At 65.3% G+C, this 14,712-nt stretch carries 13 protein-coding genes; 3 read left to right on the top strand and 10 right to left on the bottom strand.

Going from position 1 to position 14,712, the window contains the following annotated elements:
- Nucleotides 1-46: 46 nt before the first annotated feature.
- From A5732_RS09385 to A5732_RS09365, 5 genes are all read right to left on the bottom strand, one after another.
- Complete coding sequence (locus A5732_RS09385) at nt 47-853, bottom strand: SDR family NAD(P)-dependent oxidoreductase (RefSeq protein ID WP_364298345.1); 807 nt, start codon at nt 851-853, stop codon at nt 47-49.
- Nucleotides 789-1,772 (bottom strand): nitronate monooxygenase, encoded by a 984-nt coding sequence (locus A5732_RS09380; RefSeq protein ID WP_076102035.1) that lies wholly within the window; start codon nt 1,770-1,772, stop codon nt 789-791. Before A5732_RS09380 ends, A5732_RS09385 begins: the two co-directional genes overlap by 65 nt.
- Nucleotides 1,773-1,803: 31 nt before the next feature.
- On the bottom strand, nt 1,804-2,685 hold the full coding sequence (locus A5732_RS09375; RefSeq protein ID WP_081396015.1) for a Crp/Fnr family transcriptional regulator: 882 nt from the start codon (nt 2,683-2,685) through the stop codon (nt 1,804-1,806).
- A 166-nt stretch (nt 2,686-2,851) separates the two neighbouring features.
- Entirely contained in the window at nt 2,852-4,099 is a 1,248-nt protein-coding gene (locus tag A5732_RS09370; protein WP_171974994.1) for a condensation domain-containing protein, read from the bottom strand.
- A gap of 28 nt (nt 4,100-4,127) precedes the next feature.
- Nucleotides 4,128-4,961 (bottom strand): class I SAM-dependent methyltransferase, encoded by an 834-nt coding sequence (locus A5732_RS09365; protein WP_076102034.1) that lies wholly within the window; start codon nt 4,959-4,961, stop codon nt 4,128-4,130.
- Between the two features lie 202 nt (nt 4,962-5,163).
- Here A5732_RS09365 and A5732_RS09360 point away from each other — a divergent pair, with 202 nt between their 5' ends.
- The 3 genes from A5732_RS09360 to A5732_RS26755 all read left to right on the top strand — a co-directional run bounded on the left by A5732_RS09360 (nt 5,164) and on the right by A5732_RS26755 (nt 7,804).
- Nucleotides 5,164-6,156 (top strand): helix-turn-helix transcriptional regulator, encoded by a 993-nt coding sequence (locus A5732_RS09360; RefSeq protein WP_076102033.1) that lies wholly within the window; start codon nt 5,164-5,166, stop codon nt 6,154-6,156.
- 69 nt (nt 6,157-6,225) lie between these two features.
- Entirely contained in the window at nt 6,226-7,329 is a 1,104-nt protein-coding gene (locus A5732_RS09355) for an LLM class flavin-dependent oxidoreductase (RefSeq protein ID WP_081396012.1), read from the top strand.
- 82 nt (nt 7,330-7,411) lie between these two features.
- On the top strand, nt 7,412-7,804 hold the full coding sequence (locus A5732_RS26755) for a PaaI family thioesterase (protein WP_171974993.1): 393 nt from the start codon (nt 7,412-7,414) through the stop codon (nt 7,802-7,804).
- Nucleotides 7,805-7,818: 14 nt separating this feature from the next.
- Here A5732_RS26755 and A5732_RS09345 read toward each other — a convergent pair whose 3' ends face one another.
- From A5732_RS09345 to mtrB, 5 genes are all read right to left on the bottom strand, one after another.
- Nucleotides 7,819-8,814: an AraC family transcriptional regulator gene (locus A5732_RS09345; RefSeq protein WP_171974992.1), complete on the bottom strand. Its 996-nt coding sequence runs from the start codon at nt 8,812-8,814 to the stop codon at nt 7,819-7,821.
- Between the two features lie 35 nt (nt 8,815-8,849).
- The gene (locus tag A5732_RS09340; protein WP_076102030.1) at nt 8,850-9,896 is read right to left on the bottom strand and encodes an AraC family transcriptional regulator; all 1,047 of its coding nucleotides are present in this window, start codon (nt 9,894-9,896) and stop codon (nt 8,850-8,852) included.
- Between the two features lie 144 nt (nt 9,897-10,040).
- Nucleotides 10,041-10,934 (bottom strand): class I SAM-dependent methyltransferase, encoded by an 894-nt coding sequence (locus A5732_RS09335; protein ID WP_253189032.1) that lies wholly within the window; start codon nt 10,932-10,934, stop codon nt 10,041-10,043.
- A 322-nt stretch (nt 10,935-11,256) separates the two neighbouring features.
- Entirely contained in the window at nt 11,257-13,011 is a 1,755-nt protein-coding gene (gene lpqB, locus A5732_RS09330) for an MtrAB system accessory lipoprotein LpqB (RefSeq protein ID WP_170880151.1), read from the bottom strand.
- Nucleotides 13,011-14,687, bottom strand: coding sequence for an MtrAB system histidine kinase MtrB (gene mtrB, locus A5732_RS09325; RefSeq protein WP_076055942.1), 1,677 nt, complete (start codon nt 14,685-14,687; stop codon nt 13,011-13,013). The genes lpqB and mtrB overlap by 1 nt, the downstream gene beginning before the upstream one ends.
- Nucleotides 14,688-14,712: the final 25 nt, after the last annotated feature.

The following is a 14,712-nucleotide window of genomic DNA, read 5'->3' as shown; positions in this document are numbered from 1 at the left end:
TTAACATCTGTCGTTACCTCCCTGACTCCGGGTCGAGCGGTTGTGGTCAATGGCCCGCGCTCTGTCCGCCGTCGACGTGGAGGATCTCGCCGGTGACGAAGGGCGCCGTTTCGAGGTAGAGCGCACCGTGCACGATGTCGGCGACGGTGCCTATCCGGTTTTGGGGATGCATCCCCGCGTAAGACGCGCGCGCATCGACGCCGGCGTGCATGGGTGTGTCGATGACGCCGGGCGATATGGCGTTGACGCGGATGCCGTGCCCGGCGTATTCGATGGCGAGCGATTTCGTGACTGCGGTGAGGCCGCCCTTGGTGAGCGCGGTCAGCGCCGACGGCACCTTGCCCTGAGCGTGCTCCACCAGCGTGGTCGTGATGTTGACCACATGACCGCCGTTGCCCTGCGCGAGCATCACGTCGATGGCGCGCTGCGTGACGTGAACAAAGCCCAGTAGGTTCACCGCCGTCACCCGTGCAGAGTCTTCGAGGTGGTACTTGGTGAAGGGCTTGGAGATGAAGACACCGGCGTTGTTGACCAGCGTGTCTATCCGGCCAAACCGAACCACCGCCGCCGCGACAAGGCGCTCGGCTGTGTTGGGATCCGCGATATCGCCTGCGACAGTGACGACTTCGGGGTGAGGCGAGTCGGTGATGGTGCGCGAATTGGCGATCACGCGGTAACCGTGCTTGCGGTATGCCTCGACCAAGCCCGCACCGATCCCGCGCGATGCGCCGGTGATGATCGCGACCTTCTCGTCGCCTGATTCCATTGCGGTATCTCTTTCTGTGTAATCAGCCGGCCAGCTCGCGCACGATGTCGGCGGCCGGGCCTGTCTTCGTATGACGGAAGGCGGCACCAGCCCACAGTGCGGTGCCGTGCGGATCGCCCAATTTCACTGCGGCAGCCTGGATCGGTGCGGTCATCATCGCTACGTCGGGAAAGCCGAATACCGCCTCGCCATCGTGCTTTTCGATGAATCGGTTACGCAATGCGCGGGCGTACCGCCCGGTGAACACGCGCGTCACCACCGTTTCGATGAACCGCGGATCGCGCAATGCCGCCCTGTGCACCGGATTGGTTCCGGCCTCGTCGGCGAGCAAGAACGCCGTGCCTAGTTGCACCGCCGCGGCACCGGCAGCGCGCAGCCGGCTGACATCACGAGATGTTCCCAGTCCCCCGGCCGCGACGACGGGACAGTCGAAACAGTTCACCAGGGCGGTGACCAGATCCTCCAGCGGATGCCCGGGCGGTGAGGCAAGCGCGTCGAATGTCGCGCGATGCCCGCCCGCACCGGGACCTTGGGCCACCAACGCATCCACGCCGGCGCTCAGCGCAATCATCGCTTCGCGGATCGTGGTGATTGTCGCGAGGTTCAAGATCCCGACACCCTTGAGACGCCGGCACTCGTCTTTGCTCGGTGAGCCGAACGTGAACGACACCACCTCCGGCCGCAGGTCGCACACCACCTCGAGTTTCGCGGTCCACTCGTTGTCGCCACCACATGGCTCACCGAGAGCTATGCCGTAGCATTCGGCCTCCTCAGCCAACGCCGCGGCGAACGCGGCGATCTGTTCGGGCTCGCCCGCCGGCCGTTGGGGCACGAAGAGATTCACCCCGAGTGGACCAGGTGTCAGCCTGCGCGCCGCGACGATGGCGTCGGCTAAGTCTCCGGCCGACGACATGCCAGCCGCGAGAAAGCCGAGTCCGCCGGCGCTGGTCACCGCGGCCGCCAGCTCAGGCGTCGACGGGCCTCCGGCCATCGGCGCCCCCAGCATCCGAACACTCAGATCCGTCAGGGTGAATCGATCAAGCACAAGACGCCTCCGAGGTATTGATCAGTCTCAAAGACGCGAGCGCGTGCCCGTCGACAATGACAACGCTGTTGTCCTCCAACCGGATCCAGCCGCGCTCCTCGAAGTCGCGCAGAATTGCAACGGTCGTCCTCGGTGCAACGCCGACGAGACGAGCGAACTCCTTCAATGTCAGGTCATGCACCACTCTCACCACATCGCCCTCCCGCCGGCCGAACCGTTTGCGTAAAGACAGCAGTCGGCTCGCGATGCGCTCCTGGGTATCCGCGAATGCGAAGTCGGCCAGCGAGTTCGTCGTTGCGTCTGCCCACCGGGCGAAAAGGCGCAGAACCTGCTCGCTGATCTCGGGATGTCCAACCATCCACGTCATCAGTTGATCGCGTTCAATCGGCACCGCCAGCATATCGGTGAGGGTGATTACACTGGTTTCTGGCGAGCACGGATCGAAAAGCGCTACTACGCCGAATGTTTCGTGCCGTCCCAGGATCGTCAGGATGACTTCACTACCGTCGGGAACCCGGTATGTGACCTTGGCTTTACCGGCAATGATCACGTACAGGCGTCGCGCGGGACCACGCTGAGTGTCCACGACGTATCCGGGCCCGAACTGCTCGGGTGCGAGCTGCTTGGCCCAGGCGGACACCGCCTCGGGATTGGTCCTGCTGAAGATTCCCGACTCGACCAGCGCCTTAAAGACATCGCCGCTATCGGAGTCTTCGCGGGGTGACTGGCTATCTGGAGCACACCGCTGCACTCGGTGCTGCGTGGTCGGCCGACCGGCGGTCGCCGAGGCCGTTGTTCGCAACGCTTTTCTCCTGCAACTGTTCTCGGCGGTCCGCCAGATAAGACTGGTTGTGTCCCACCACAACAACGCCATGGCTATTCACCTACGGGGAAGGATGACGATCGCTGGGTTAGTCATACCGCTAACGCTAGGTACGCACCGGCGGGACGACTACCCGCCGTACGCAGGGTGTTGGCCATACCGCGCACGGCCCAGTGCGATGCGGTGCAAGCTCGACGCGAACCTCTCAACGTCGATATCACGATTCGTATACGAGTATCTCGCAGACATTTTCGAGGAACTGCGCCGTGGGCGTGTGCGTGCAAGTGGTCATCCTCAGCTGCCCGTCGTAGGTGACGACCCCGGTCACATATTCCCCTGCGATCTGTGTCAGCACGACCGGACCCCAGATGGCTCGTGGCCGAATCGGTCGAGAGGCAGGCACGCTCTGCACACCCAAGTTGGTGATCGTCAGTTCAAAGGGCAACACGGTGCGAAGAAAGTGTTCCGCGGCGCCGCAGTCGGCGTCGATCGGTAAGTATTCTTCGATTACCGCCGAACCGAGCATCAGTGCGGCAGAAGACCTCATGCCCTTCAGCAGGTCACCGGTCTGGCGCGCCTGGCACCAAAACGCGCTGCCATCCCCCGGCGCCATCCCGGTACATGCGAAGGAGATGGATAAGCAGCAGCCGGGCCCTTGGGCGACAAGGTTCCTGGCATTTATCGGGCTGTAGGTGCGGACGAAATCTTCGTCACACACTGCGCCGCGCACGCGGGAGGCGGCTGCGACGATCGCTGCATGCACCGTTGTGCGTTCTTCCCGGCACCGCGCAACGAGCCGCGCAGTGGCATCGTGGTCCATGGCAACCCGGTGCGAGTACGGCGGACTCGCATCAAAAGCCCGGATGGTTGTCGGCACACCCATGCGCGGATCGCCGGCATCAGTTGGGATGGCGGTGATCTGGACAGGATCGAATCTACGAGTTGCCAGGTCTTCCAGCGAATCCGGTAGTGGCAGCGGCGGCAGTGGTTGACCGTTGAGTGCGGCAAGCAGGTCGTTGAGCACCAAGACGGAGGAAATGCCGTCGGAGATCACGTGATCGAATGTGAGCAGCAAAGTCGACGAATTAGCTTGAGTGACAAGCGTTGCCCGCATGAGTGGAGCGGTGGCAGGATCGAAGGGCCGCGTGAGTTCCTGGGCGGCGATAGCTTGCCAATCTTGCTCGGCGTCGCGCAGGAACGTCAGGCCTATCGATGCCACGGCGTCGGCGCGGTAGAACCCCAACCCCGCGTCGGGGTCGTCTTCGACGTGTGCTGATAGCAATGGATGCCGGCACTGCACGGCGTAAAGCGCATCGCCGATCAGATGGGCGTCGAGGGCCGCGTCGAATTCGGCGGCCAGGACGAACAGTAGCGGATTGCGCACGGAGTAGCGGTACAAGCAGCGTTCCCGGAGCCCGAGCGCCCGCAGAAAGGCGGCGGGTCGCGTTCCCAGCGATGCAGCCACTTTCGTCATCCAGAGCACATGCAGGGGGCTATATCTCGGTCCAGGCGCAAATCAGCGGAGGCATTACCGCCACGGCCTGTGCGGCGGCGATTTCGCCTTGCAAGCGATGCCTTACCGTGTCGAGATCGGCCAGCTCGGCCGGAACCAAACCGAGCCGCTCAGCCAAAGGAAAAATCGAGCGCCAAGTCTCCGCCACATAAGTCGCGATGTCGGTGTCGTCGGCCCCGCCCAGCGGTGCGCCGAGCGCCAGCCGCGGTGCACGCAGACCGGCGCGCCGGAACAGCGTCGGTAGTTTCGCCCCGAAGCACGGATCAAGGCCCGCGGCCTTAAAGGCCTCGGCCACAGTCGCTTTCATCGCTGCAAACAGGGGTAGGCCGCCGACGTTGTATGCGCCGTTGACGTCGGATTCACAAAATGCGACGAGGCCACCGGGACGCACCATGGAAGCGAGGCGGCGCAGCGCTGCGACGGGATCGGGCAGGTGCATGAGGATCAACCGCCCGACCACTGCATCGACGGGCTCGGTTAAGGAAATGTCATCGATCGCAGTTGCCTCGAAGCTCACGGTTTCAAGCCCGTGGTCTTTGGCACGCGTGCGCGCGAGCTCGATGACGTCGGCAGCCGCATCCACGCCCAGTACCGCGCCGTCGGGCCCCACCAGCCGCGCGGCGATGATCGACACATCACCCGGGCCACAGCCCACATCCAGCACCCGCATTCCGGGCCGCAGACCGGCCAGACGCAGTACGTGCTCGGTGAAGTCGTTGTGCAGACGACCCTGCAACAACAAGCGCTGGATCTCGGCGTCGACATGACCGAGCACATATGTGTTGTCATCCGACAACGTTTGATCAATGCTCATGACTCCAACCTCGCTCAATCGGGTAAGCAAGGGAAACGCTAATGAGCCCATCCAGTGCCGCCTAGCCACGGCACGCAACGCTCTGGCCGGATAGCGCGGGCTACCGGATTCCGGCTTGTGTCGCTGCGGCGTACCCTCGACACTGGCATCGACGGTGGCTCGCCGACGCGATGGTGCCGCAGAAGGTGGAAAGGCTGACCGAGTGATCGACCCGCGGACAGCTGGGGTTTCGGACACCGATGGATGGACGACGACGAATTCGCTCGACGACTTCGCCGTTCTGTGCTGCCAAGAACCCCACCTCAAGCTGCAGGGTAACTTAGACACTTTTTCGCTCACCCAGCGGACGGGCCGGATGGGACCGATCGCCTTCAGCGAATTCATCACCGGCTCAGACGTATTCATGGATTCCGGCGAGCACTGCAGCGGATATCGCATCAATGTGGTGCAGTCGGGCCGCCTCAAATCCATTCACAGCGGGCTTTCGCTGTGCACCGGTGCCGGCACCGTTGCCGTGTACCAGCCGGAGGGTTACGGTGCAGCGCGTTGGGTGGCGGACAGCAGGATGTTGGGCGTGAGGATCGACCGTGGCGCTGTCGACGACGCTCTCGGTGATGCACTCGGTCGATCCTTGAAGTCGCAAGTGGACTTCGCACCCATCACGCCGATCGATGCCGCGCCGACACGGAGCTGGGTCAACATGCTGATGCTGTTCGCGGAGCAGTTCTCCCGGCCCGACAGCCTCATTCATCAACCATTGGTCGCGGGTCCATATGTCGACAGCCTCGTGCGCGGATTCTTACTGGCCATCGATCACCCGCACCGCGAAGCCGTCGCAACCGGGGTCTGGCATGCTCCTCCTCGCACTATCCGCGTGGCGATCGACATCATCGAAGGTGAGGCCCACCTGCCGACGACCGTCTCCTCGCTTGCGGCGCGTAGCCACGTCAGTGTCCGTTCCCTCCAAGAAGGCTTCCGCAGCTATCTGGGCATGTCGCCGATGGCATATCTGCGCGAAGTCCGACTGCGTCGCGCACATCAGACGCTGCAGGAGGCCGACCCAACGGAGGTCACGGTGTCCTCCGTTGCTTACCGCTGGGGCTTCACCAATCTCGGCCGGTTCGCTACCGCGCATGCAAACCGGTACGGTGAGACGCCCTCGGCGACCCTGCACCGCAGAACATATCCGCGCTAGGCGCAATCTGGCCGTACCACTGCGTCTTTCGGCTAGTCGGGATGCAGCCGACACAATACCTTCGAAGGCATGCCTGAGCGCGGGATGGCCTTGCGCAGAATGGGTTTCCTCACCATCGGCCGATTCGACCCCGCCGATCCGGGATCCGGCCACGAGGAGACACTGCGGATGATCGAGCGCGCCGAGGTCCTGGGCTTCGACAGTGTTTGGGTACGACAACGGCATCTACAACCCGGCATCTCGTCGCCGGTGGCACTGCTGGCCGCCGCCAGCCAGCGCACCCGCCGAATCGAGTTGGGTACCGCGGTAATCCCGCTGGGCCTCGAGAACCCACTGCGGCTGGCCGAAGATCTGGCAACCGTCGACGTCCTGTCCGGTGGACGACTCAATCCGGGCGTCTCGGTCGGCACGCCACTCCTCTACGAACACTTCAAAGCCGCGCTGTATCCCGAGACCCACGAGGTGGAGGACTTCTCCAAGGGGCGGGTAGCACGATTGCTGGCGTGCCTGCGCGGTGAACCAGTCAGCGATTTCGAGGGGACCTTGGGCCACGACGATTTCTTCCGCCGAGTCCAGCCCCATTCCCCCGGGCTGGCCGGCCGCGTCTGGTACGGCGGCGGGATGCAGTCCGCGGTGTGGGCCGGGCTTAACGGCCTCAACTATCTCACCGCCAATCTGGTCAGCAGCGAAGGCACCCAATCGCGTGACTTCGCCACGATCCAGGCAACGCACATCGACGCATTCCGCGCACACCATCCCAGTCCCGAAACCGCCCGTGTGGCACAGGCATTGGTGGTTATCCCGACCGACTCCGCGTCGGCCAGACAGGTAGATCGGTACCGGGCCTACGCCCGAAGCCGCATCGACCGCACCGTGCAACCTCAAGGTCCGCGTGGCATGATCGTGTCGCCCGACTACGTCGGCACATCCGCGGAACTCGCCGAAGCGCTGCACGCCCACCGTGGATTTCAGCGCGTCGACGAGGTGGCCTTCGCTTTACCGCACGGCTTTGACGAAGACGATCAGGTGCAAATCATCACCGACATGGCCGAGCAACTCGGACCAAAGCTGGGGTGGGTTCCAGCTCAATCGGGTCATGAGCCGCCGCCGTGCCTAGAGCACAACCATATTCGCGAAACGGATGATCAGAAGCGGACCGTCGATGCAAAATAGCCTCACGTCGAGTCGGGATAGCTATCGACGACTGTTCGGCGAATCCGGAGCAGCGCTTTCCGAGCCAGAGTGGATCGTTGCGATGAATAACTCACTGCCGCCCCAGCTTTCGGCGCTGAACGCCCGATTTGAAACAGGGTCACGCCAAGACAAGTGCTTGAACGTCTCGTATCGCCCCGGACCTGACCGCTTCACGTCGTTCGATAGCCTCAGCGGTGGATCCATCGCGGAGATGCTAGATCAAGCTGCGACCCACTGTGGCACCCTGATGACGGGCCACGGGTTGCCGACGCTGACGATGACGGTGAACTATTTGCGGGCGGGGACGGGAAGCTTGTTTGTCGCCACCGCCCGGGTGCTGACGCTGACAAGTACCGCGGCGGTGGTCGGGGCGGACCTGGCCGACCAGCACGGAAAACCGATCGCCTCGGCGTCCGTCGTGGCGCAGTTGAGGGATATCAATCGCTACGTGTGAGGTCGGCTTGTCAACTAAGCACTGCGGCGCAACGTCTCCACCGGTGGCTCGCGGTAGCGAGCGGTGTGTGCGGCAGCGAACCTGCCGAGGTTGCTGAAGCCCCAGCGGTAAGCAACCGAGGCCACGGTAGCGGTCGATGGGTCCGACTCGAGCAGGGCCTGGTGAGCCCGGCGCAGCCGGACCTCGCGAAGGTATGCCATCGGGGTGGTGCCCAGGTGGCGCTGGAAGCCTTGCTGTAGCGAACGGACGCTGACACAGCTGCGCGAGGCCAACGTCGAGACCGTCCACGGCCGATCCGGTTCGGCCTCGATGACCTCGATTGCCGCGCCGATGGCGCGCGGCGGAGGTTCGGGCGCCTCGCCCGCCAAGGTTGTGCGGTTTGCGTGGTCCGTGGCCAGCAAGAGACCGCGGACCACGCTATCGACGAAGGGCATCCCGACCATCGGCTCGTGCAGGACACTGCGAGGCCGAAACAGCTGCTCGGTGAATACCGACACCATGGCAATCCAGCTGCGGACGGCTTGAGTGGTGGTTTGCATGATGGGCTCGAAGTCAATCTGGGAAGTTACCGGACGCCCGACCGCATCCGCCAAGGCGTCTTCGACGGCGTGACGGTCGATCATCACCGCCAATAGACGGCCGACGTAACCGTCCACGCCGGCGTTGCCCTCGGGTCGATAAACCGCGACTGAGCCAGGCTCCGCGGCGATGCGGAGATTAGCGTCCATGGCCGGGGGCGAGACGACCGGCAGAGTGACGTGATAATGAGGACGCAGCTCACCGCCATTTACCCATACGCTGTCGTGAAAGTCCACGTCCAGGACGGTGATCGGACCGAACCGGCGCATACGGTGTGTGAACGCAAAAGAGTTCGTGCCGCCAAGTGGCCCGATCTCGGGCCACCAGTGGGCCGACGACTCCATCTGGCTTTTCCGCAGCTCGGCAAAGTCATCCACCGACCCCACCGAAACCCACGCGTTTTCGTCTACTGTCACCGCGGCATCTGCCATCCGGTCCCCCATGGCGGACCTCTCCTTCGGCACGGCTATGCGGTCCTGGTGCGGATCACAAGATCCGGTGCGCTGCGCTGGACCACTCTGCGGCGCAACGTCTCGGTAGGAGTCTCACGATAGCGAGCCGCGTGCGCTGCGGCGAACCTACCGAGGTTGCTGAAGCCCCAGCGGTAAGCGACCGAAGCCACGGTATCCATCGATGGGTCGGACCTCAGCAAGGTTTCGTGCGCCCGGCGCAGCCGAACCTCACGCAGATATGCCATCGGCGATGTGCCCAAATGGCGCTGGAAACCCAGCTGCAACGTGCGGACACTTATGTGGCTTCGGGTGGCGATCGAGGACAGCGTCAATGGCAAGTGTGCTTCCTCTTCGATCATCTCGATCGCGTTACGTATCGCGCGCGGTGCCGCCAGTCGGTCGCCTCCGGTCAGGGCGTCGAGGTGGGGATGCTCGGCGGCGAGCAAGAACCCGCGCACCAGGCCGTCGACGAATGGCAGTCCGGCCAGCGGTTGGTTCAGCACGCTGTGGGGCCGGAAGAACTGCTCCTTGAACGACACCAGCATGTTGATCCAACTCTGAGTCGGCGCCGCATCGGTCGGCATGAGCGGCGTGAAGTCGACCTGAGACGTCACCTGCCGACCCAGTGCATCGCTGAGGGCATCATCGACCGCGAAACGGTCGATCTTCAAGCAGATTATTCTGCTTCCGGCGTCCCATTGCCCTTTGCCGAGACCCTCCGGCGCGAACACGGCCGCACTGCCCGGACCGCCGATGACGGTCCGGCCGCTGTGTTCAACCTCCGTGTGGCCCGCCTGCACCACGATCACGCGATAGCTGCCGCATACCTGGCCGCCATCCATGGGCAGGTCGGATCCGACGGCTATCTCGGACAAAGTGACCGGACCCATCCGGCCCACCCGTTGGGTCACCGAAAACGAATCGGGATCGGCCAGCAGATTCAGGTGTGGCCGGCCGCAGCAGACCCGGGCAAAGTCCTCGAACTCCTTTGCCGGTGTCCAGAGGTGCGCCTTCGACGCCTCCGCCGTCGGTCCGTCCGTCCCCGGTTTGTCCTTTTCCATCGTTCGCGGGTCCCTTCTCGACACCTGCGGACGCGACGCTAGTGGCGCCAACTTTGCTGCGCTACGCGGTCGGAGGAAGTCTGCGTGATCTGTCCAGAGGCGTGCGCGAACTGGCCAGAGCCTGCCCGAGGTGGACGCGATACCCTAGTCTCGGACCGGCCGGCATCCACGCTGGCGTTTGATTGCCTTGAGCCCGTAGACAACCGGGAATCGCGGCTCGCTTTCCGGCATCGCCCACCAGCCGTTGCCGGCTCGAACCATCTGCGGCCAGCGCTGCCAGGGAAGAAGGCATGTCTCGGTGAGGCTTTCGATGGTGAACCCGCTTTGCGCTATGGCGGTGATGACTTCACCTAAGCCGTGTGGCCACTCGTAGTGCACGGTGTCGCCGGCCAGGCCCGGGCCGTCCGTGTAACTATGGCTGCTGTCGCGTTCGACGGATCCACGACCGCCAAGATAATCGTGGCGGATCACCAAATCTGGAGCCGGGCTTGTATTTTGGGTGGGGCCGAGCGCGTTGAGCAGCGGATGGAATTCCACGAGGTAAAGGAAGCCGCCGCGCTTGAGCAGCCTCGCAACGGTTCGCGCCCACGCGTCCAGGTCGGGCAGGTAGCACAGCGCACCCTTGCCCGTGTAGACGATGTCAAAGCGTTCCGCCCCCAGCGCTTTTACAGCGTCGTAGACATCAGCGTGCACGTAATCGATTGTCAGGTCCGCGTCGCGAGCGATCCGCCGCGCTGCCTGCAGTGAGACATTCGAGAAATCCAGTCCGGTGGTGCGCGCGCCTTTGATCGCGAACGCCATAGTCTCCACGCCCAAGTGACATTGCAAGTGCAGGACTTCGCGACCGGCGAGCCGGCCGAGATCGCGCCATTCGAACGGAGCGAACCAGCTCATCGGATCTCGATCGCCAACCCCATAGAACTCGCTGGCCACATGGATGGGCGCGCGGGCATCCCAATTGTTCTTATTAGCAATGATTTTGGCTCGGGTGTCGTCATCAAACACCTGGTCACCTCCTCCCGCCTGCGCATCAACCACGTTAAATCCCATTGTCACCGCTGCGCCGTGCCGCGACGGGAAGTATGCGCACTCCGTCCAATGCGACGCACAATCCGGCTAGGCGCCCAGCAACCGCGCTCGTACCGTGATGTCCACGCCTTGACTTGGAGGTCTTATAGCTAGCGCCGAAGCTGGTCCGATTCAGCGCTTTTCGGATCGGCAGGTCGCTACACTGAGCGCGCGCCCGGCTGGCGACGCTGTGCACCCGGGCCATGCGGATTACGATGGCGCGCGCCGAATTTGGAACTACCTGGTCGATCAGCACCCCGCGGTGATCGTTCGCTTACATACTGCCGATGTGTCAGCCCGGCAGCACCGGGGCCGCCCCGGGCACCGTCAGGCCCGGCACCTCCGACCAGCCCTGCTGACCGTCGGCCGACGGCGAATACTGCAGCACCCCTTGGGGACCCGCGACGTAGGCCGTCGACGGGTTGGCGACCACCGTCGTCACCGGCATCTGCAAACCGTGCGGCGGCGCGTCGGAGTTCACCCCGTCGATGTTCACGTAGGACACCGGGTGGCTGGCGTCGGTGCGGGTCACCACGAGGTCGTCACCGGTGCGCCACGACAGCGACACCACCGAATTGCCCAACCCGAAACCGAGCCGGCGCGGGAAGGTCAGGGCGTACTGCCCGGCCTGGGTCTGCTCGACGCTGGCGAGAATCACCTGGCCCCCGATCACCATCGCGGCGCGGGTGCTGTCGCGGGACAGCTGCAGGTCGGTGATCGGCCCGGGGAACCGGGTCGCGACCGCCACGGAATCCACCGGAAGGCGCGCGGGTTGTCCGGAGGCCGGCTCCTGGATCGCCCGCAGCACGTTGTTGCCGTCGACCACCACCCAGACCACGTCGTCCACCGACCAGGTGGGCCGCGACAGGCTGTGCCCGTCCGCGGCCTGCACGGCTTCCTGGCCGAGGTCACCGATCCATAGGGACGCCGCCATGTCCGGGGCGCCGCGGTGCAGCGTCACCACCGACGCCACCTGCCGACCGGTCCGCGACAGCGCGGCCCCGGTCTGATCGCCCACGCGCCCGAACGCGCCGGGCACCGTCACGGCGTGCTGGCCGTCCAGCGACACCAGCGAGCCGTTCACCAGGGCGTGCAGCCCCGCGCCCGCGCCGTCGGCCGCGCCCGGATCGGTGGCCGCGACGTCGGAGGTGGTCCACCCGTCGCGGAACCGGTCGTCCAGCGGCGCGCCGTCGGCGCTGATCACGTACGGGCCGCGGATGTCGGCCCTGGCCAAGGTCCAAATGATCTGTGCCGCAAGCAATTGCCGGCTGTGCGGATCGGTGGTGGACAGCTTCTCCAGGTCGACGCGCGCCCCGCCGTATCCGCGCCCGATGCCGCTCTTGCCGCCGTCGGCCCGGGTCACCGGCCCGCGCAGCCGCAGCGGCGGGGCGAGCAGATTGCGGACCGTGTGCGCCATCTCGGGGCGCGGGCCGCCGATCAACTTGGAGATCAGCTCGGTGGCCAACTGGTCGTGGTCGGGCACCGCGACGTAACGCGGATCGGGAACCACCGTCTTGCCGGTCGGGTCGGCGAAGTAGAGCGTGTTGCGTTTGTAGGTGGACTGGAACTGCTGCCAGTCCAGGAAGACGCCGTTGGGCAGCCGGTCGATGCGCCAGCCGCCGGGGGTCTTGACCAATTCGATCGGCCCGGGGTCGGGCAGCACACCCTCGGCGGTCTCGAACACACCCATGTCGGACAGCGAGCCCAGCATGTCGGCCCGCATGGTCGCCGAAACTCGTTCGGCCGCACGGGTTTCGACGAATACCACGTGGTCGATCAGCAGCGCGCTACCGGCGTCGTCCCAGGCATTGGAGGCCGACTGGGTGAGGAACTGGCGGGCGGCCAGGTGCCGGTTCGCGGGATCGGCTGTGGCCTTGAGGAATTCGCGCAGCAGCACGTCGGGGTCCATGCCCGGGGTGGGCTTGGGTAGGTTCGACGGCGCCGGCCGCTCGACGGTGCCGATGGCCTGTGGCGCCGACGAGCTGGGCACCCCCGCGCAGCCCGCGAGCAGCATGACCAGCATCAGCAGGCCCAACAACCGCCGCATCACAGGCTTCTTTCGGCGTGTTCGTGTTGGCGCGGACGGTCTTTCGCGTGCTGCGGGCCGGTCGCGGCGGTCGGCGGAATAGGCTTCATGGGCAGCGGGCTGGTGGTGACCTTGTGACCGCGCACCAGCGGCAGTGTCAGCCTGAAGCACGAGCCCTGACCCGGTTCGCCCCACGCCTCCAGCCGGCCCTGGTGCAGTCGCGCGTCCTCGATGCTGATGGCCAGGCCCAGGCCCGTGCCGCCGGAGCGGCGCACCCGCGAGGGGTCGGCCCGCCAGAACCGGCTGAACACCAGCTTCTCCTCCCCCGGGCGCAGCCCGACGCCGTAGTCGCGGACCGTGACGGCGACCGTGTCCTCGTCGGCGCCCATCCGGATCTGGACCGGTTTGCGTTCGGCGTGGTCGATCGCGTTGGCGATCAGGTTGCGCAGGATCCGCTCCACCCGACGGGTGTCGACCTCGGCGATCACCTCTTCGGCCGGCAGGTCCACCAGCAGTTTGATCCGGGCGTCTTCGGCCAGGTGTCCCACGTTGCCCAGCGCGCTCTGCACGGTGGTGCGCAGGTCGACCGCCTCGACGGAAAGCTCGGCGACACCGGCGTCGTGCCGGGAGATTTCGAGCAGGTCGTTGAGCAGCGACTCGAACCGGTCGAGCTCGTTGACCATCAGCTCGGTGGAGCGTGCCAGCGTCGGGTCCAGATCCGCGCTGTGGTCATAGATCAGGTCGGCGGCCATTCGCACCGTGGTCAGCGGGGTGCGCAGTTCGTGGCTCACGTCAGAAGTGAAGCGGCGCTGCAGATTACCGAACTCCTCCAGCTGGGTGATCTGGCGCGACAGGCTCTCGGCCATGTCGTTGAACGACATGGCCAGCCGCGCCATGTCGTCCTCGCCACGCACCGGCATGCGTTCGGACAGATGCCCTTCGGCGAACCGCTCGGCGATGCGCGACGCCGATCGCACCGGCACCACCACCTGCCGCGACACCAGCAGCGCGATCCCGGCCAGCAGCACCAGCAACACCGCGCCGCCGGTGATCATGGTGCCGCGCACCAGCTGGATGGTGGCCTGCTCGTTCTTCAGCGGGAAGATCAGGTACAGCTCCAGGTTGGCCACCTGAGACGACGCCGGCGTGCCGACGATCAGCGCCGGCCCGGAGAACCCGTCGGTGTGCACCGCGGCGTATTGGTAGGCCGCCTGCCCCGCCTTGACGAAGCCGCGCAGGGAACTGGGCACCTGGTCGACGGGCCCCGCGGTGGTCGCGGCGCGCGGGCCGTCGCCCGGCACCATCAGCACCGCGTCGAAGGCGCCGGCCATCCCCGCACCCGAGGCCGGGTCCGTCTTGGAGGTCAGCGTGTTGCGCGCCAGCTGCAGGCTGCTGTCCAACGAGCGCGCCTCTTCCCCGTTGACGATCCCGCCCACGGTGGTGCGCGCCCGCTCGATCTGCTCGATGGCGGCCTTGACCTTGACGTCGAGCACGCGATTGGTGACCTGACTGGTCAATACGAAGCCGAGCGCCAAGATGACCGCCAGGGACAGCCCCAGGGTCAGCGCCACCACCCGCAGCTGCAGCGAGCGCCGCCAGGCAATGGCCACGGCGCGGCTCACCGCGCCCATGCCACGAGTCATGGGGCCGGAGCGTCCCCAGCGGCTTCGAGTGCGTCGCCGGGAGCCCCAGATCACTGCAGGTGCTCCTCCCTAACGCGAC

It is taken from the genome of Mycobacterium colombiense, from assembly GCF_001953985.1.
In the GTDB taxonomy this organism is placed as follows: domain Bacteria; phylum Actinomycetota; class Actinomycetes; order Mycobacteriales; family Mycobacteriaceae; genus Mycobacterium; species Mycobacterium colombiense_B.
Note: the sequence above shows the minus strand (reverse complement) of the source record. Positions and strands in the feature narration are given on the sequence as shown.

Coding starts and splice junctions, on each gene's coding strand:
- A5732_RS09380 (WP_076102035.1), bottom strand. CDS start 1,772: ATGCTGGGGGCGCCGATGGCCGGAGGCCCGTCGACGCCTGAGCTGGCG.
- A5732_RS09375 (WP_081396015.1), bottom strand. CDS start 2,685: ATGGCGTTGTTGTGGTGGGACACAACCAGTCTTATCTGGCGGACCGCC.
- A5732_RS09365 (WP_076102034.1), bottom strand. CDS start 4,961: ATGAGCATTGATCAAACGTTGTCGGATGACAACACATATGTGCTCGGT.
- A5732_RS09355 (WP_081396012.1), top strand. CDS start 6,226: ATGCCTGAGCGCGGGATGGCCTTGCGCAGAATGGGTTTCCTCACCATC.
- A5732_RS26755 (WP_171974993.1), top strand. CDS start 7,412: ATGAATAACTCACTGCCGCCCCAGCTTTCGGCGCTGAACGCCCGATTT.
- A5732_RS09345 (WP_171974992.1), bottom strand. CDS start 8,814: ATGGCAGATGCCGCGGTGACAGTAGACGAAAACGCGTGGGTTTCGGTG.
- A5732_RS09340 (WP_076102030.1), bottom strand. CDS start 9,896: ATGGAAAAGGACAAACCGGGGACGGACGGACCGACGGCGGAGGCGTCG.
- lpqB (WP_170880151.1), bottom strand. CDS start 13,011: ATGCGGCGGTTGTTGGGCCTGCTGATGCTGGTCATGCTGCTCGCGGGC.